Raw genomic sequence first — 17,106 nt, 5'->3', positions numbered from 1 at the left:
GCCCCGGTGGACGGGGCACCCCTTCTGACCTGCAACATCTATGACCTGCGCGGAGGCGGTGGGATTTGAACCCACGGTGACATCGCTGCCACGACGGTTTTCAAGACCGTTCCCTTAGGCCGCTCGGGCACACCTCCCCGCGCCGGCCGGGTGATCGGCGGCGCGGGACAAGGGTAACGGGTCGGTGCGGGTGGGGTGGGGTCAGCTGTCGCCGATGCGGGAACCCAGGGTGAGTTCCGTGGTCTGCTCCTTGCCGCCGCGTTCGTAGGTGAGCGTGACCTTGTCGCCCGGCTTGTGGGTCCAGATCTCGCCGATCAGGGTCGGGCCGGAGTCGATGACACGGTCGTCGAGCTTGGTGATGACGTCACCGGGGCGCAGGCCCGCCTGGTCGGCGGGGCCGCCGGGGTCGACCGCCTCGGAGCCGCCGGCACCCTGATCGGTGATCTTCGCGCCGCCCGCCCCCTCCTCCAGGGAGACCGAGGCGCCGATCTTGGCGTACACCGGCTTGCCCGTCTTGATCAGTTCCTGGGCGACGTACTTGGCCTGGTTGATCGGGATGGCGAAGCCCAGGCCGATGGAGCCGGCCTGCCCGGTGCCGAAGCCACCGTTGCTGGTCGACTGAATCGCGGAGTTGATGCCGATGACGTTGCCCTGCGCGTCCAGCAGCGGCCCACCGGAGTTGCCCGGGTTGATCGAGGCGTCGGTCTGCAGGGCACTCATGTACGAGGCCTGGCTGCCGGTGCCGTCGCTGGAGGCCACCGGACGGTTCTTCGCGCTGATGATTCCGGTCGTCACCGTGTTGGACAGGCCGAAGGGCGCGCCGATGGCGATCGTCGAGTCGCCGACGGCGACCTCGTCGGAGTTGCCCAGCGTGAGGGGTTTCAGGTTCGAGGGGGCGTTCTTCAGCTTGATGACCGCGACGTCGTAGCCCTGGGCATGGCCGACCACCTCGGCGTCGTACTTCTTGCCGTCCGGGAAGGTCACCGCGACCTTGCCGCCCTCGACGGCTTCCGCCACCACGTGGTTGTTGGTGACGATGTGCCCCTGTGTGTCGAACACGAATCCCGTGCCGGTGCCGCCCTCACCGCTGCTGCCCTGGGCCTCGATGGTGACCGTGCTCGGCAGCGCCTTGGCGGCCACTGCGGCGACCGTGCCCGGGTCGCGCTTGACGTTGCCGCCGCTGGTGGACGAGGAGACCGTCGTCGAGCCGTTGCCGTCGTTGTTCTTGGCCAGCGTGTATCCGAGGCCTCCGCCCAGGCCACCCGCGACCAGCGCGGCCACCAGGACCGCGGCGGCCAGGCGACCGCGCTTGCCCCCGCCGTTCTTCGGCGCGGGCTGCTGGTACGAGCCCCAGCCGCCCGCGCCGTGACCGGCGCCGCCGTCGTACGACGGGATGCCCGGTCCCGGGGGCGGGGGCCAGGACGGGTCGGGAGCGGAAGAGGCGCCCGCCGGGGTTCCCGAAGGGGCTCCGGACGGAGGGCCGGCGGGGGTCTGTTCCCGGGCGCCGTGGCCTCCGTATCCGGCGTGGCCTCCGTATCCGGCGTGATCGCCGTATCCGGGGTGTCCCGGCGTGCCGTGGCCCTGTGCCGTTCCCGGAGCGGTCGGCGGGACCGGGGGCATGGGGGTCGTCGGGCCGGCCCCTTCCGGAGCCGGACGCTCCTGATGTGCCGGAGCTGCGGGAGCATCCACCGGCGTGGGCGGTACGGACGGGGCCGGGGGTACCGATGCGCCCTCGTTGGTGCCCTCGTTCTCGGTGCTCACAGCTCTCTCTCCTCGATCCACGGCTGTTGTATCGGTCACACTCGGTCTCGCCCGTTCACGCTCGTTCACGCATGGCGACGAGTCCGGCGCGCTTCAGCTGTGCGTGTCTTTTTGTATGACGTCAGTTTTTCCCATGGGCCGTCAGGGCACCATAAGCCGTTCCTGTGGGTGCGAGACCATTCTTCATATAGGGCATTACTCACCAAGGGTGCACCATCTCGATGCCTCCGATCAGACGACCGCAGCGTCCGCACCGTCGACGCCCGGACGACCGCACATGTACCCCCGTGCGGTGGCACCATGACGCGGTGACCCCTGCACGTCAGCGCCCGACCCAAGTCGTCGCCCATCGCGGAGCCTCCGAGGACGCTCCCGAGCACACCCTGGCCGCGTACCGCAAGGCGATCGCGGACGGTGCGGACGCGCTCGAATGCGATGTACGCCTGACCGCCGACGGTCACCTGGTCTGCGTCCACGACCGTCGCGTCAACCGTACGTCCAACGGCCGCGGTGCGGTTTCGGCGCTGGAGCTCTCCGATCTGTCCGCCCTGGACTTCGGCTCCTGGAAGACCCGCCACCCGCTCGGGGGGCGCGTGGAGGAGCCCGACTGGGTGCACCGGCCGGAGGACAGGGAGGCGACCTCCGTCCTCACCCTGGAAAGGCTGCTCGAGCTCGTCGTCGACGCCGACCGCCGGGTGGAGCTGGCGATCGAGACCAAGCACCCCACGCGGTGGGCGGGACAGGTGGAGGAGCGGCTGCTGCTCCTGCTGAAGCGGTTCGGCCTGGACGCCCCCGGCGCCGCCGAGGAGTCCCCGGTACGCGTGATGAGCTTCTCCGCGCGGTCACTGCACCGCGTGCGCGCCGCCTCGCCGACACTGCCGACGGTCTACCTCCAGCAGTTCGTCTCGCCCCGCCTGCGCGACGGACGGCTGCCGGAGGGCGTGGACATCGCGGGCCCCTCGATCCGGATCGTGCGCAGCCACCCCGCGTACATCGAGCGACTGAAACAGTCCGGCCACCAGGTGCACGTGTGGACCGTGAACGACCCGGAGGACGTGGACGCCTGTGTCGGCCTCGGAGTGAACGCCATCATCACCAACCGCCCCCGCGCGGTGCTCGACCGGCTCGGCCGCTGACCCGTGCGGGCCACCCGGCTCCCGGGGCCTGCGGGGTTCGTGTGGCTCATGCGGTTCGTGCAGGGCTCTTGACCGGGCGCCCCTCCCGGCGCATCCTCGCGTCTCGGCCACATCGACGAAATCCAGCCACCTGGTCACAGGGAGTGCTCCGGCGCATTCGGTGCGTGCCCGATCGTTCAAGTGCGTCACCGCACACGGATTGGCCGGTTTCCGGTTCAGGCCCGTGGGGCATTCACACCGTGGCGTGGGGCGAAGGAGGTCTCGGGGGTGGCGTTGGTGGTGGCACAGGAAGTGCCCACGTCGTCGAGCATGGCCGTTCCCCACGGCCCTGCGGGCGTGGGGAAGGCGAGGCGCCGTATGCGCCTGCAATTGCGTGACGGCGGAGTGGCGGACGCGGTCATCGACGATGCCGTACTGATCCTTTCCGAATTGCTGAGCAATGCATGCAAACACGGCCGGCCCCTGGGCGGTGCCCTGGCCGGGGACGGCGCCGTCCGTGCGGCCTGGCACGTGCACCCCTGCGGCCGGCTGGTCGTGGAGGTGACCGACGGTGGCGGCCCGACCCGCCCGGCGCCGGCCACCCCGTCGGTCACGGCGCACGGCGGCCGGGGGCTGAGCATCATCACGGCGCTGGCCGACGACTGGGGCGTACGCGACGAGGTACCCGGCGAGGTCACGGTGTGGGTCGTCGTCCACGACGACGTGTACGACCCGGACGCCGGACACCGGCGCGACGACTTCGCCACACGGGTGACGGCCCCCGCCGTGTCCGAGATACCGGGGCTGGAGTTCGCGGAGGCCTTCGACACCTTCGACTGACCACGCAGCCGTGCGGTGGTCCCACGGTCTCCCCGGCCGCCCGCGCGGTTCTGTGCGGGTCGGTCGCTCCCGGACCCGTACGGCTCGCGCGTCACGAGCTGCCGTCCGCGGGCGGCACGTCGTCCACAGGGTCCCGTCGGTCGCGTCGTGAACGGCTAGGCTCCCGCCCGTACGAGACGAGCCGTAACCGGGAGACACCCACGATGGCCAAGAAGCGCCCCCAGACGAAGGCCAAGCGCCCCCAGCTCACCGAGGGAGAGATCCCGGTCGTCGGCGCCCGTGAGCCCTGTCCCTGCGGCAGCGGCCGCCGCTACAAGGCCTGCCACGGCCGTGCCGCCGCCCACGCCGTGACCGAGCTGGTACACCGTCCCTTCGAGGGCCTGCCGGGCGAGTGCGACTGGGTGGCACTGCGCGAGCTGGTGCCTGCGGCCACCGTCAAGCTGCCCCTCAAGGGCGGCCTGCCCGAGGGTGTCCCGTCGGTCACCCTGGCCACGGTGCTGCCGATGGCCTGGCCCGCGCTGCGCCGTGACGACGGCTCGGTCCTCCTCGGCCTGCAGAACGACACGTCGTCCGGGGACATCAGCCGCGACCTCGCCGACACCCTCCAGCGTGCGCTCACCGCCGCCCCGGGCACCCCGGTGCAGGCCCGCCGCGCTCCGGCCGAGGGACCCCGCCTGCAGGATCTGCTGGACCTCGAGGGCGCGTTCGAGCCGGTGGTGCACACCGGCTTCGAGTTCTGGGTCCCCGACCCGGAGAACACCACGCCGGACGTGACCGCCTCCCTGGAGCGGGCCAACGCGGCGGCCATCCCGACCGTCAAGCTCTCGGGCGTGGACGCCGCGTACTGGTGCGAGACGCCGGAGAAGAACCATCTGCGGTGGGTCATGCCGCACCCCGAGGAGCAGCTTCTGGACGCTTTGGCGCGACTGCACGCGGCGGACCGGTCCTCCCTCGGCGAGGGCACCCGTCTCGTGGGCTCCTTCCGTGCTCACGGGCTCACGGTCCCGGTCTGGGACCTGCCCAGCGGGGTCGGCGCCGAGGATGTGGAGAAGCCGGCGGCCGAGTTCGCCGAGCGTCTCGCCGCCGCCCTGGCCACCGAGGCTCCGCTCACCGCCGACGAGCGCCGCGCCCGCGGCGGGCTGACCAACCGGCAGGTCACCCTCAGCTGAGGCACGCCGCGAGGCGTGTCGGCACGGGCGTGGGCCCCGGTCGCGCCGGCGCGACCGGGGCCCACGCCCGTGCCACCGGAACCACCAACTTCCTTCACAACTTCCTGCATGGACAAGCCAGTCGGTGACCGGAAAAGCTGAGTTCGAATTTGCTAACAGCCGATCTCTTGTTACCGTTCCAGTAGCCCGGTTGCTGGTGCATCCCCCGTCGCCAGCAACCGGGTCTTTGCGTGACCGCCGTTGCTGACAGAGCGCAGTCGTATACCAACCGGCGGTTCCCACCGGTGAGTTGCCCCCGGTTGGACGCCCCGCCGGCGGCAGAGCGACCCCGCAGACGGTCACCGCGTCGACGCGGGCGGGGCGGGGGCGAACGGACTCTTCCAGGACCCCCGGCGCGGCCCGGTGCGACGGTGCGGCCCCGGGAAGGTACGCGCTTCAGCGGCGGGCGCCGGGCGCGGCTCGCGCGCCGAGCCGCTACAGCTCGGGCGCGCTCACACCCGTACGGGTGAGGGCCTCGACCACGGCGTCCACCACGGCCTCGACATCGGGCACCCACGGCGAGGCGGAGCCGGGCAGTGGCGCACGCTCCCAGCGGACACCGCCCCGTCCGGTACCGGACGGGGGCAGGGCGAGGTAGCCGCCCTCACCGTGGAAGCGGAGGGAGCCGGGGACGAAGTCCTTGGCGTGGAGCAACTCGCCCAGTTGTTCCAGGGAGTACGGCTTGACCAGGATCGACCAGCGGTCCGGTGCGGCGACGACCGGGCCGAGCCGCATGCCGAGGCGGTCGAGGGCGCCCAGGGCGCGGGCGGCCGGTACCGCGGGCAGGGAGACCGCGCAGGGTGCCCTGCCCCCGGTGGCCAGGATGACGGGAGCCGTGGGCCGGTTGCCCCACCACCAGCGCACCATGCGCGCGTCGGTGGTCGCGGCGAGCAGGCCGGGGTCGAAGGGATGGGCACCCGGCACCGTGCATTCGGGATCGGGGCAGCCGCAGCGGGACCGGCCCTGCGGATCCGCCGCCACACCCGGGAGTACCGGCCACCGCCAGTCCGAGGCGAAGGTCAGGGCCGCTTCGATCAGTTCGGGCCCGCTGTCGCCGTCCTGGGACAGGAGCCTGCGTCGCCTTCCGAGGATCTCGCGCATGAGCGCTCGTTCCTTTCCGTTGCACGCCTGGCAACACCGTGGTCCACGTCACAACATGAGTCGATCACTGCACTGTGCGTACCTACTGTGCGTACCTGTTGGCGCATCACACCCCCGCACCGGGCAAGGGGAGCCCCTACGGGCCGAGGCCGAGCAAGGGCTGCCTCCACGGCCGTACCACCCATACTGCGTCGAGCAGAAGCACGGGGATGGCGTGGGGTGGCGAAGTCTGGCGTTTACCGTCGCGCTTGTTTCTCTCCGCCTCCGCCACGGGAGGATGGGGCACGGTCGTCGGTGGTTAAGACGCCCGGGTCCGTCGCCAGGTTCCCGGGTGATTCCCCACCACCCCCGGCCTTCACCGAGTACGTACCCATCACGACCGCTGTGACGCTCCGTCGAGCAAGCCCAGTCGACCGCAATCAGCCTTCCCCTGAGGCAGTTTCAAGCCAAGTTCGCTTTTCGACAAGAGGTCGGGAGTGAGTTCCCTTCAGACCCACGGACACCAGGAATCCCAGCAGGACAATGCTGGACATCTCCTCACGAGTACGTGTACATGTGGAGACACTGCCGGCGACGCAGAACGACATGGGGGTTTGCGATGCTTTTGAGCAGTAAGTACCGGCCGGAAAGCCGGATGCCATGACCGCCCCTCATCCTTCGAAAGTGGCCGGAATCGATTCAACGGTTCCCGCACCCGCGCACACTGTCGCGTCCGTTGCCACGGGTACCTCCCCGGCCGCCCCGGCAACCCCCCAGAACGCCCCGGGCGCGCTGCTCCAGGACCGTCTCGCGGGATGGGTCTCCGACCTCACCACCCTCCACGAGCTGACCGAACGCCTGGCCCGTACGCGCGCCCTCGACGAAGCACTCCGGGAAATGCTGCGCGCCGGCGCCGCCCTGGTGGGCGCCCGGCGCGGTCTCGTCGCCCTGGAACCCGCCGACGGTCTCGGCCCGGCCAACATGATCGGCCTCGGCCTGGCCCGCGCGGACCTCGGTCACATCGAGACCGTCCCGCGCAGTTCCCTGCCCTACGGCAGGATCCTGGACGGGCTGCCCGGGGCCGACGACGGCATCGCCGAGCCCGACCTGCTCGCCGAGAAGGGGCTCGACCCCAGGCACCGCGAGGTCGCCGCCCGCCTCGGCTACGCCGCCAGCTACACCCTGCCCCTCACGCCGGAGCCCCTGGAGACCTCACAGTTCCCGGGCGCCCCGCGTACCGCGGGGCCCGGGCCGCGCCTGGGCGCGGCGGTGTGGCTCTACGACGAACCGGCCGAGCCGTCGGAACGGCAGCGCCATCTCGTCGGCCTGTACGCCCGGTACGCCGCCGAGCATCTCGCCCGCCTGCTGGAACTCGAGCGCACGCGCGCGTCCATGGCCACCATGTCCGAAGAGCTGCTCCCCTCGCGCCTCCCCCGGACCCCCGGCGTCCAGCTCGCCGCCCGGTACCGCACCTCCCCGCACGGCGGCGGCGACTGGTACGACGCGCTGCCGCTGCCGGACGCCGCCCTCGGCCTCGCTGTGGGATCCGTCACCGGGACGGGGCCCAGCGCGGTCGCCGCGATGGGCCGGCTACGGGCGTCCCTGCGCGCGTACGCCGTGATGGAGGGCGAGGATCCGGTCGCCGTCCTGTCCGACCTGGAACTGCTGCTGAGGCTCACCGAACCGGCCCGGTCGGCCACCGCCCTGTTCGGCTACTGCGAACCCACGCTGCGCAAGATCACGCTGGCCGGTGCAGGGCACAGCCCGCCGCTGCTGATCGGCGAGCGCCGCACCGAGTTCGTGGAGACGTCCGTCTCGGCCCCCCTGGGCATGCTCGCCTGCTGGGAGGCACCGAGCGTGGAGGTGTACCCGGAGCCGGGCGAGACGGTTCTGCTCTACACCGACGGGCTGCTGCACCGCACCGGCGACCCCACCGACCGCGCCTTCGCGCGGCTGCACGCGGCGGCGGCAGGGGTGCCGCAGGCGCTGCGCCGCGACCCCGGTGCGATCGCCGACCACATCCTGCGCACCGTGCTGCCCGAGGGCGCGGCCGCGTCGAAAGCGACAGCCCCGACGAACCCGACGACCTTGACGACCCCGACCGCCGCGACGGACTCCGCGGAGGACGTCGTCCTGCTGGCCGCGCGGTTCGAGTAGCGACTCCGAAGCGCCCGGCGACCGGTCCGGGACGTCATCCTGCGCATGCCCTCGGTAACGGGTCCTTCCGCTCCGCGACTGTTTCGCCGACGACCGTACGATGGTGGTGGTCCCCCCTGCTCGGACGAAGCCGCAAGCTCGGGGGAGTCCAAAGCCTTACCAAGGAGGATGACCGCTGTGGCAGAAGAGCTCCCGACCGCGTTCGACCAGGCTGCTGACGCAGCGGCCCCGGAAGCCGCGGAAGGCCCGGAGACTGCCGAGGAAGCGCCCGTCAAGCAGCGCAAGAACGGCCTCTACCCCGGCGTGTCCGACGAGCTGGCCGAGAACATGAAGAGCGGCTGGGCCGACACCGAGCTGCGCGACCTGGAGCCGATCCCCCAAGCCGCCGAGACGGCCGCCCGCCGCGCCACACTGTCCGCCCGCTTCCCGGGTGAGCGCCTGGTCGTCCCCGCGGGCAACCTGAAGACGCGGTCCAACGACACCGAGTACGCCTTCCGCGCGTCGGTCGAGTACGCCTACCTCACCGGCAACCAGACCGAGGACGGCGTCCTCGTCATGGAGCCGACGGAGGACGGCCACAAGGAGACGATCTACCTTCTGCCGCGCTCGAACCGCGAGAACGGCGAGTTCTGGCTGGACGGCCAGGGCGAACTGTGGGTCGGCCGCCGCCACTCCCTCACCGAGGCCGAGCAGCTGTACGGCATCCCCGCCTCCGACGTCCGCGAGCTGGCCGGCGCGCTGCGCGAGGCCACCGGCCCCGTACGGGTCGTGCGCGGGTACGACGCCGGGATCGAGGCGGCGCTGACCGACAAGGTCACCGCCGAGCGCGACGAGGAGCTGCGCGTCTTCCTCTCCGAGGCACGGCTGGTCAAGGACGCCTTCGAGATCGGTGAGCTGCAGAAGGCCGTCGATTCCACCGCACGCGGTTTCGAGGACGTCGTGAAGGTCCTCGACAAGGCCGAGGCCACCAGCGAGCGCTACATCGAGGGCACGTTCTTCCTGCGTGCGCGGGTGGAGGGCAACGACGTCGGCTACGGCTCCATCTGCGCCGCCGGCCCGCACGCCACCACCCTGCACTGGGTGCGCAACGACGGCCCGGTCCGCTCCGGCGACCTGCTGCTGCTCGACGCGGGCGTGGAGACGCACACCTACTACACCGCCGACATCACCCGCACGCTGCCGGTCGACGGCCGCTACAGCGAGCTGCAGAAGAAGATCTACGACGCCGTGTACGACGCCCAGGAGGCCGGTATCGCGGCGGTCAAGCCGGGCGCCAAGTACCGGGACTTCCACGACGCCGCGCAGCGGGTGCTGGCCGAGCGGCTCGTCGAGTGGGGTCTGGTCGAGGGGCCGGTCGAGCGGGTGCTGGAGCTGGGTCTGCAGCGCCGCTGGACGCTGCACGGCACCGGGCACATGCTCGGCATGGACGTCCACGACTGCGCGGCCGCGCGCACCGAGACCTACGTCGACGGCACGCTGGAGCCGGGCATGGTGCTCACGGTCGAGCCGGGCCTGTACTTCCAGGCCGACGACCTGACCGTGCCCGAGGAGTACCGGGGCATCGGCGTCCGCATCGAGGACGACATCCTGGTCACCGAGGACGGCAACCGGAACCTGTCCGCCGCGCTGCCCAGGCGGTCGGACGAGGTCGAGGCGTGGATGGCCGCCCTCAAGAGCTGACGCACGCACGTCGGCCGGGTACCACTCGCGGTACCCGGCCGACGTGCGCTCAGGGGTACGACCGCGAGCGTGTTCGGAGGTCCGCTGGTGCGGTCAGACCGCCATCAGCGGCGCGTCCTTCCGCCATTTGAGGATCTTGTCGAAGCTCACCACGGCGCCGTCCAGCCCCGGTTTGTTGCCGATGTGGACGTGGTCGGCGAGTTCCTGGATGAGGCAGAGGCCGCGGCCGTGTTCCGCGTCGGACGGCACGGGGCGGGCCGCCGGGCGTGCGCGGCCTCCGGTTCCGGCGGGAAAGCCGGGTCCCGCGTCGGCGACCTCGATGCGGCACTTCTCACCGTCGAGGTAGGCGGTCACCCGGTACGCCTCCGAGGCACCGCCCCGGACGGCGTCCCCACCGTGCTCGACGGCGTTCGCGCAGGCCTCGCTGAGGGCCACGGAGAGGTCGTAGGAAATGTCGGGGTCGACGCCCGCGGTCTCCATGGCGCCGACCAGCAGACGCCGGGCGAGCGGCACGCTCGCAGCGTCGCGCCGCAGATGGAGTGACCACCAGATGCTCATGCTCCAGCCTCCCGGCCGCGGCTCGACATACCGTTACGTATTGCCCTGCGTGCTCGGTTGTAAGCGTGCAGCTGACGTGACACCCCCCATACGGCGGGTGCGCCGTGGAGCCGAACGGTGTATGTGGGACGACTGATGACAGAGGTGATCTTCCGGTCATGCCACATCTTGCGGACCTGCCGTACGGAGGCGACGGGGCCAGTGCGATGATGAGCCCGCCATGACTGCCCCCCACCTGCGCACGACGCGCTCCGGACACGGGCTCCGGATCCTGCGGGCCGCGGTGTTCGCCGCGGTCTGTGTCGTGCTGGCCGGGGCAGGCCACACGCTCGCCTCCCACGCCGCCGTTCCCCTGTGGACGCTGGGCGCAGGATTCCTCGGGACGGTCGCGGTCGCGGCGCCACTCGCCGGACGCGTGCGTTCCCTGCCGGGGATCGCGGCCATGCTCGCGGCCGGTCAGACCGCCCTGCACATCGTGTTCGGCATCGGCCAGCACGGCGCGGCGGCCCCCGCGGACACGGCGTCGCCCCTTTCCGACGCCTCGCTGATCGAGCAGGCCGCACGACTGGTGTGCGGCACCACCGCGGCGGCCATCAGTCCCGCACAGGCGCAGCGCATCCTCATCGACGCGCGGGTCCACCCCGACGCGACCGGCGGCACCCACGCGCACGCCCAGGGGGACACACTGTCCTCGGCCGCGGTGGACTCGTCGGTGCCGGCACTGCTGCCGACCCTGCCGATGCTGCTCGCGCACGTCCTCGTGGCGCTCGCCACGGGCTGGCTGCTGCGCCGCGGTGACCTGGCGTTGCTGCGGCTGGCCGAGCTGTCGGCACACGGCGTCGCCGAAGGCGCCCTCGTACGGTCGCTGCGCGCGGCGCTCGCTCTGGTGCTCGCCCTGCGCGCGGGCCTCCCGGGGACTCCGCAGGTCGCCCCGTGTCCGGTGCGCACCGCACCGCCCGCGCCACCCGTCCCCCGTACCGCCGCACTCCAGCACACGGTGATCCGCCGAGGCCCGCCGGCCGGCACCGCACTCGCCCTCGCCGCCTGACGCGACCGGGCCACACTCCGCCACCACCGGACGACCGGAGGAGGAGAGGGGCGCCGGCGCGCGGCACGCGCGGGTGCGTCCGTTTCCCGCGTACGACGAGCCGTCGGCGACCGAACCGTCGCGGACAGCGCTCGGTGACCCAGGCGTCACGGCCCCGCGGTCGACGACCCGGCGGCCGGGCGACAGAGCCGTCACCGGCACAGGTGCTCACCGCCACAGGTGCTCACCTGCACAAGTGCTCGCCCGTACGCGTATCCCTCACCGTCAGCGAAACCCAACTGAAGCGGAGTGCTTCTGTCATGAAGGCTTCCCGTATCGCCGCCGCCGGCGCCGTCGCCGGTGTCGCCGTCCTCACCCTGTCCGCCCCCGCCTTCGCTCACGTCAGCGTGCAGCCCGAGGGCGAGGCCGCCAAGGGCGGTTACGCGGTGGTGAACTTCAAGGTCCCCAACGAGCGTGACGACGCGTCGACGACCAAGCTCGAGGTGACCTTCCCCACCGACCACCCGCTGGCCTCCGTGATGCCGCAGCCGGTCGACGGCTGGGACGTCAAGGTCACCAAGTCCAAGCTGGACAAGCCGCTGGAGATGCACGGCAAGAAGATCGACGAGGCCGTCACCAAGGTCACCTGGACCGCCGACGACGACGGCATCGAGCCGGGCTTCTTCCAGAAGTTCCCGGTGTCCGTCGGCACCCTGCCGGAGGACGCCGACGAGCTGGTCTTCAAGGCCCTGCAGACGTACTCCAACAAGGAGGTCGTCCGCTGGATCGAGGTGCCGCAGGAGGGCAAGGACGAGCCCGACTACCCGGCTCCCGTCCTCGCCCTGTCCGAGGCCTCCGCCGACGGCCACTCGCACGGTGCGTCGGACGACGACACGAAGTCCGCCGGGGACACCGAGAAGGCAGCCGCGGAAACCACCGCGGCCGCCGACTCCGGTGACTCCGGCGGCACCGACACCACCGCCCGCGTCCTGGGCATCGTCGGCATCGTCGTCGGCGCCGCGGGCGTCGCCTACGGCGTGCTCGCCGGGCGTCGGCGCACCTCCGCCTGACCCCTACCCGCTGGACGGTGTGCACCGGGGCCCCACGATCCCGTGGAGCCCCGGTGCACACCGGAGAACTCACACCCCTGGAAAGCATCATGCGCAAGAAGACCTTCACCGCGGCGGCCCTGCTCGCCGCCGCCACCCTGACTCTCTCCGCCTGCGGCAGCGGCGACGGCGACAGCGGCAAGCCCGTCGCCGTGGTCTCCGAGGAGGCCGGCGCGGAGAAGGCGGCCACGGTCCTCGACAAGCCGTTCGAGAAACCGGACCTCGTCCTCACCGACACGCAGGGCAAGGAGTACGACTTCCGCGAGGAGACCGCGGGCAAGCCCACGCTGATCTACTTCGGCTACACGCACTGCCCCGACGTCTGCCCGCTGACCATGAACAACCTCGCGGTGGCCAAGAAGCAACTGCCCCAGGAGCAGCAGGACGAGCTGCGGATCGTGTTCGTCACCACCGACCCCGAGCGGGACACCTCCGCCGCACTCGGCAAGTGGCTCAAGGGCATCGACGACCAGGTCGTCGGCCTGACCGGCGACTTCGACACGATCCAGGCAGGCGCCCGCACCCTCGGCATCTCGTTCAACGCGCCGCGCAAGGACGACAAGGGTCAGGTCGTCTCCGAGCACGGCACCCAGGTCATAGCCTTCTCCCCGAAGACCGACGGCGGCTACCTCCTGTACGGCGAGGACGCCACCGTCGAGGACTACACCAAGGACCTCCCCCGCATCATCGAGGGTGAGAACCCGTGAGGCGTCGTCTCGCGCTCGCCGCGGTGGCCGTCGCCGGGGCGCTGACCCTGGCCGGCTGCGGCGGCTCGGACTCCAGCAGCGACACGGCCGAACTGTCCGTCGACTCCGCGTACATGCCGCAGCCGGTGTCGGACCTGGCGGCCGGCTTCCTCGTCATCAGCAACAAGGGCGGCGCGGACGACCGGCTGACCTCGGTCAGCAGTGACATCGCCGACCGCGTCACCGTGCACGAGACCGTCGACGGCTCCATGCGGGAGGCCGACGGACTCGACATCCCGGCCCGCGGCAGCCTCGTGCTCGAGAGCGGCGGCAACCACCTGATGTTCGAGCAGCTGAAGCGGAAGCCGAAGCAGGGTCAGAAGGTCTCCGTCGAGCTGCGTTTCGCCCATTCCGACCCCGTCACGGTCGAGATACCGGTGAAGTCGGCCACCTACACCCCGAAGCACGGACACTGAGGGAGACACCCCCGTGACCCAGACCATCGCCCCCCGCGCCCGGATCCTGCTGCTGCTGTTGCTGGCCGTCACCGGCGCGCTCCTCGCCGGGGCCGCTCCCGCGTCCGCGCACGCCGCGCTGACCGGCAGCGATCCCCGGCAGGGGACGGTGGTCGACAAGGCCCCCACCCAGGTCTCGCTCACCTTCTCCGAACCGATCGCGGTGAGCGACGACTCCCTGCGCGTCCTCGACCCCAAGGGCAAGCGGGCCGACAAGGGCGCCCCCGCCAACCCGAGCGGCACGACGTACACCGTGCAACTGCTCAGCGGACTGCCCGACGGCACCTACACCGTCACCTACCAAGTGGTGTCCGCGGACAGCCACCCCGTCGCCGGCGCCTTCACCTTCTCCATCGGCGCCCCCTCCGAGACCTCCGTCCAGGCCTCCACCCAGGCGTCCGACGACGGGCCGGTGGGCTGGCTGTACGGCTTCGGGCGGTACATGTCGTACGCCGGGTTCGTGGTCATGACCGGTGGGGCCGCGTTCGTGCTGGCCTGCTGGCGGCCCGGCGCCGGTGTACGGGCGGTGCAGCGACTGGTCGTCTCCGGGTGGCTCACCCTCACCGCGGCCACCCTCGCGCTGCTGCTCCTGCGCGGCTCCTACACGCGCTCCGGCAAGCTCGGCGACATCTTCGACATGTCGCTGCTCGGGGAGGTGCTGCAGACCAAGACCGGCGCGGCACTGGTGTCGCGGCTGCTGCTGCTCGCCGCGGCGGCGCTGTTCATCGCGGTGCTCTTCGGTGCCGCCCAGGACCAGCGGGACGACGCGGAGAAGCGGGACCTGACCTTCGGACTCGCGGTCGGGGGGACGGTCGTGGCGGCCGGGCTCGCCGCGAGCTGGGCCATGTCCGAGCATGCCTCCCAGGGACTCCAGCCCGGCATCGCGATGCCGGTCGACATCGCCCACCTGCTGGCCGTCGCCGCCTGGCTCGGCGGACTCACCGCCCTGCTCGTCGCGCTCTACCGGGCACCCGCCGAAACCGCCGTCGACGCGGCCGCCGTCCAGCGGTTCTCGCGGCTCGCGTTCGGCAGCGTGGTCGCCCTGGTCGTCACCGGGATCTACCAGAGCTGGCGGCAGCTCGGCTCCTGGTCGGCGTTGACCGACACCCGGTACGGGCAGTTGCTGCTCGCCAAGATCGGGCTCGTGGTGGTCATGGTCGGGCTGGCGTACTTCTCACGGCGGTGGACGACACGACTCGTCGGGACGGGCGGGTCGGCGGCCCGCCGGGAGACGGCCGGGACGGAACCCGTGGCGGCCGTGTCCACTGCGAAGACCGATGCCGGGGAGACCGGTACCGGGACGGCCGGTGTCCGGGAAGCCGGGACCGTGACGGAGAAGACCGGGCCCGAAGTCGCGGCCGACACCGACACCGACACCGACGTGGAACGGGCGACGGCCGCGGTCGGCACGGGACAGACCGGGGTCCGGACGGCGGAAGCGTCCGGCGCCGCGGTGAAGGCCGGTGAGGACTCCGCGCGGGCCGCTCAGCTCGCCCGGCAGCGGGCGGCCGTGGAGACCGCCCGGCAGAAGCGGCTGCGGGACGCCGACCCGAACCGCTTCGGGCTGCGTCGCTCGGTGCTCGCCGAGGCCGGTGTCGCCGTCGTCCTGCTCGCGATCACCACCGTGCTGACGCAGACCGAGCCGGGGCGTACGGAGCAGGAGGCCAAGGCGGCCTCCTCGTCCTCCGCCCCCTCGTCGCCTTCGTCCTCGTCCGCCCAGGGCACCGGCGCGGTGACCCTGAACATGCCGTTCGACACCGGCGGCAAGGAGGGCAAGGGCGTCGTCACGATCGACCTGGACCCCGCGCGCGTGGGCGGCAACGACATGCACATCTATGTGGAGCGAACCGACGGCGAGACCCTCGACGTCCCCGAACTGAAGGTCGCCTTCACCCTCTCCGCCAAGGACATCGGGCCGCTGCCCGTCGTGCCCGACCGTGTCGCCGCCGGGCACTGGTCGGCGAGTGGCGTGCAGATCCCCATGGCGGGCGACTGGACGGTCGAGGTGACCGTGCGGTCCTCCGACATCGACCAGGTGACCGTCTCCAAGAACGCGCAGATCGGCTGAACCACCATGACTGACCAGTCCACTCCGGAGGCCCGCATCCCCGCGGCGCCGGAGCCCCGGGAAGGAGTCGCCGTACCGGCCGACCGGAAGGGCATCTCCCGCCGCCGCCTGCTCGGCACCGCCGGGGCCACCGGGCTCGTGCTCGGCGCGGCGGGCAGCGCCGTGGGCTACGCCGCCGCGCCCTCCGGGGCGACTCCGCTGGCCTCGGTGGGTCAGGGCAAGGCGATGTTTCACGGGAAACATCAGCCCGGCATCACCCAGGGACTCCCGGCCCGCGGCCATCTCGTCGCCTTCGACCTGGCTCCGGGCGCCGGGCGCAAGGAGGCCGCTGCCCTGCTGCGCCGCTGGTCGGAGACGGCCCGGCGGCTGATGGCGGGCGAGCCGAGTGCCGACGGCGACACCGGTGTGGCCCGCGACGCCGGTCCCTCCTCATTGACCGTCACCTTCGGCTTCGGCCACAGCTTCTTCGAACGCACCGGTATGGAGAAACAGCGTCCGGTGGCCCTGGACCCGCTGCCCGACTTCTCCTCCGACCACCTGGACAAGGCACGCAGCAACGGTGATCTGTGGGTGCAGATCGGCGCCCATGACGCTCTCGTCGCCTTCCACGCCCTGCGCGCCGTACAGAAGGACGCCGGTTCGGCGGCCCGGGTGCGCTGGCAGATGAACGGCTTCAACCGCACACCGGGTGCCACCGCCCGGCCCATGACCGCCCGCAACCTGATGGGCCAGGTCGACGGCACCCGCAATCCGAAGCCGGCCGACCCGGACTTCGACCAGCGGATCTTCGTACCGGAGAACGGCGAGCCCGCATGGATGGCGAACGGCTCCTACGCCGTCGTACGGCGCATCCGCATGCTTCTCGACGACTGGGAGAAACTCGCGGTCAAGGAGCAGGAGGCCGTCATCGGGCGCCGCAAGTCCGACGGGGCACCGTTGTCCGGAGGCACCGAGACGTCCGAGATGGACCTGGAGAAGACGGACTCCGGAGGCAATCTGGTGGTCCCCATCAACGCCCACGCCCGGATCACCCGCCCCGACCAGAACGGCGGCGCGGCGATGCTCCGGCGCCCGCTCTCGTACCACGACGGCATGGACGCGGACGGCGTGCCCGACGCGGGTCTGCTGTTCATCTGCTGGCAGGCCGACCCGCTGCGAGGCTTCGTACCGGTACAGCGCAAGCTGGACCGGGGGGACGCGCTGACGCCGTACCTCCGGCACGAGGCGAGCGGACTGTTCGCGGTGCCGGGCGGCGCGGCGGAGGGCGAGTATGTGGGACAGCGGTTGCTGGAGGGGTGAAAG

General features: G+C 71.6%; 14 protein-coding genes and 1 tRNA gene. 11 read left to right on the top strand and 4 right to left on the bottom strand.

Going from position 1 to position 17,106, the window contains the following annotated elements; genetic code table 11:
- Positions 1–50: 50 nt before the first annotated feature.
- Both JL475_RS03720 and JL475_RS03715 read right to left on the bottom strand, forming a co-directional pair.
- Positions 51–137, bottom strand: a tRNA-Ser gene (locus JL475_RS03720).
- Positions 138–201: 64 nt separating this feature from the next.
- Positions 202–1,761 (bottom strand): S1C family serine protease, encoded by a 1,560-nt coding sequence (locus tag JL475_RS03715; protein ID WP_202275186.1) that lies wholly within the window; start codon positions 1,759–1,761, stop codon positions 202–204.
- Between the two features lie 308 nt (positions 1,762–2,069).
- Between JL475_RS03715 and JL475_RS03710 the strand changes: the two genes are divergently transcribed.
- The 3 genes from JL475_RS03710 to JL475_RS03700 all read left to right on the top strand — a co-directional run bounded on the left by JL475_RS03710 (position 2,070) and on the right by JL475_RS03700 (position 4,885).
- Entirely contained in the window at positions 2,070–2,897 is an 828-nt protein-coding gene (locus tag JL475_RS03710) for a glycerophosphodiester phosphodiesterase (RefSeq protein WP_202275184.1), read from the top strand.
- 180 nt (positions 2,898–3,077) lie between these two features.
- Positions 3,078–3,716 carry an ATP-binding protein gene (locus JL475_RS03705; RefSeq protein ID WP_202275182.1) on the top strand — a complete coding sequence of 213 codons (639 nt, stop codon included), beginning with the start codon at positions 3,078–3,080 and terminating at the stop codon, positions 3,714–3,716.
- Positions 3,717–3,919: 203 nt separating this feature from the next.
- Complete coding sequence (locus tag JL475_RS03700; RefSeq protein ID WP_202275180.1) at positions 3,920–4,885, top strand: DUF5926 family protein; 966 nt, start codon at positions 3,920–3,922, stop codon at positions 4,883–4,885.
- 474 nt (positions 4,886–5,359) lie between these two features.
- On the opposite strand, the gene JL475_RS03695 is transcribed toward JL475_RS03700, so the two are convergent.
- Complete coding sequence (locus JL475_RS03695; protein ID WP_202275178.1) at positions 5,360–6,025, bottom strand: bifunctional DNA primase/polymerase; 666 nt, start codon at positions 6,023–6,025, stop codon at positions 5,360–5,362.
- A gap of 639 nt (positions 6,026–6,664) precedes the next feature.
- Here JL475_RS03695 and JL475_RS03690 point away from each other — a divergent pair.
- On the top strand, positions 6,665–8,161 hold the full coding sequence (locus tag JL475_RS03690; protein ID WP_202275176.1) for a PP2C family protein-serine/threonine phosphatase: 1,497 nt from the start codon (positions 6,665–6,667) through the stop codon (positions 8,159–8,161).
- 177 nt (positions 8,162–8,338) lie between these two features.
- Positions 8,339–9,841: an aminopeptidase P family protein gene (locus JL475_RS03685; RefSeq protein WP_202275174.1), complete on the top strand. Its 1,503-nt coding sequence runs from the start codon at positions 8,339–8,341 to the stop codon at positions 9,839–9,841.
- A 93-nt stretch (positions 9,842–9,934) separates the two neighbouring features.
- On the opposite strand, the gene JL475_RS03680 is transcribed toward JL475_RS03685, so the two are convergent.
- The gene (locus tag JL475_RS03680; RefSeq protein ID WP_202275172.1) at positions 9,935–10,399 is read right to left on the bottom strand and encodes an ATP-binding protein; all 465 of its coding nucleotides are present in this window, start codon (positions 10,397–10,399) and stop codon (positions 9,935–9,937) included.
- A 220-nt stretch (positions 10,400–10,619) separates the two neighbouring features.
- On the opposite strand from JL475_RS03680, the gene JL475_RS03675 reads away from it, so the two are divergent.
- The 6 genes from JL475_RS03675 (at position 10,620) to efeB (ending at position 17,103) form a co-directional block, all read left to right on the top strand.
- On the top strand, positions 10,620–11,447 hold the full coding sequence (locus tag JL475_RS03675) for a hypothetical protein (protein ID WP_202275170.1): 828 nt from the start codon (positions 10,620–10,622) through the stop codon (positions 11,445–11,447).
- A gap of 299 nt (positions 11,448–11,746) precedes the next feature.
- A complete protein-coding gene (locus tag JL475_RS03670; RefSeq protein ID WP_202275160.1) occupies positions 11,747–12,496 on the top strand; it encodes a YcnI family protein in 750 nt (249 codons plus the stop codon).
- A gap of 89 nt (positions 12,497–12,585) precedes the next feature.
- Positions 12,586–13,242 carry an SCO family protein gene (locus tag JL475_RS03665; protein ID WP_202275158.1) on the top strand — a complete coding sequence of 219 codons (657 nt, stop codon included), beginning with the start codon at positions 12,586–12,588 and terminating at the stop codon, positions 13,240–13,242.
- Complete coding sequence (locus JL475_RS03660; RefSeq protein ID WP_202275156.1) at positions 13,239–13,697, top strand: copper chaperone PCu(A)C; 459 nt, start codon at positions 13,239–13,241, stop codon at positions 13,695–13,697. The genes JL475_RS03665 and JL475_RS03660 overlap by 4 nt, the downstream gene beginning before the upstream one ends.
- 13 nt (positions 13,698–13,710) lie before the next feature.
- Positions 13,711–15,804 carry a copper resistance protein CopC gene (locus JL475_RS03655; RefSeq protein WP_202275154.1) on the top strand — a complete coding sequence of 698 codons (2,094 nt, stop codon included), beginning with the start codon at positions 13,711–13,713 and terminating at the stop codon, positions 15,802–15,804.
- Positions 15,805–15,810: 6 nt separating this feature from the next.
- The gene (gene efeB, locus JL475_RS03650; protein WP_202275152.1) at positions 15,811–17,103 is read left to right on the top strand and encodes an iron uptake transporter deferrochelatase/peroxidase subunit; all 1,293 of its coding nucleotides are present in this window, start codon (positions 15,811–15,813) and stop codon (positions 17,101–17,103) included.
- Positions 17,104–17,106 lie beyond the last annotated feature (3 nt).

It is taken from the genome of Streptomyces sp. M2CJ-2 (genome assembly GCF_016757295.1).
Lineage (GTDB): Bacteria > Actinomycetota > Actinomycetes > Streptomycetales > Streptomycetaceae > Streptomyces.
The sequence above is the reverse complement of the archived record's forward strand: the minus strand, read 5'-3'. Positions and strand labels throughout refer to the sequence as shown.

Bases quoted from the DNA above. Each gene is read 5' to 3' on its own strand.
- JL475_RS03700 (WP_202275180.1), top strand. From the start codon at position 3,920: ATGGCCAAGAAGCGCCCCCAGACGAAGGCCAAGCGCCCCCAGCTCACC.
- JL475_RS03695 (WP_202275178.1), bottom strand. From the start codon at position 6,025: ATGCGCGAGATCCTCGGAAGGCGACGCAGGCTCCTGTCCCAGGACGGC.
- JL475_RS03690 (WP_202275176.1), top strand. From the start codon at position 6,665: ATGACCGCCCCTCATCCTTCGAAAGTGGCCGGAATCGATTCAACGGTT.
- JL475_RS03680 (WP_202275172.1), bottom strand. From the start codon at position 10,399: ATGAGCATCTGGTGGTCACTCCATCTGCGGCGCGACGCTGCGAGCGTG.
- JL475_RS03675 (WP_202275170.1), top strand. From the start codon at position 10,620: ATGACTGCCCCCCACCTGCGCACGACGCGCTCCGGACACGGGCTCCGG.
- JL475_RS03670 (WP_202275160.1), top strand. From the start codon at position 11,747: ATGAAGGCTTCCCGTATCGCCGCCGCCGGCGCCGTCGCCGGTGTCGCC.
- JL475_RS03665 (WP_202275158.1), top strand. From the start codon at position 12,586: ATGCGCAAGAAGACCTTCACCGCGGCGGCCCTGCTCGCCGCCGCCACC.
- efeB (WP_202275152.1), top strand. From the start codon at position 15,811: ATGACTGACCAGTCCACTCCGGAGGCCCGCATCCCCGCGGCGCCGGAG.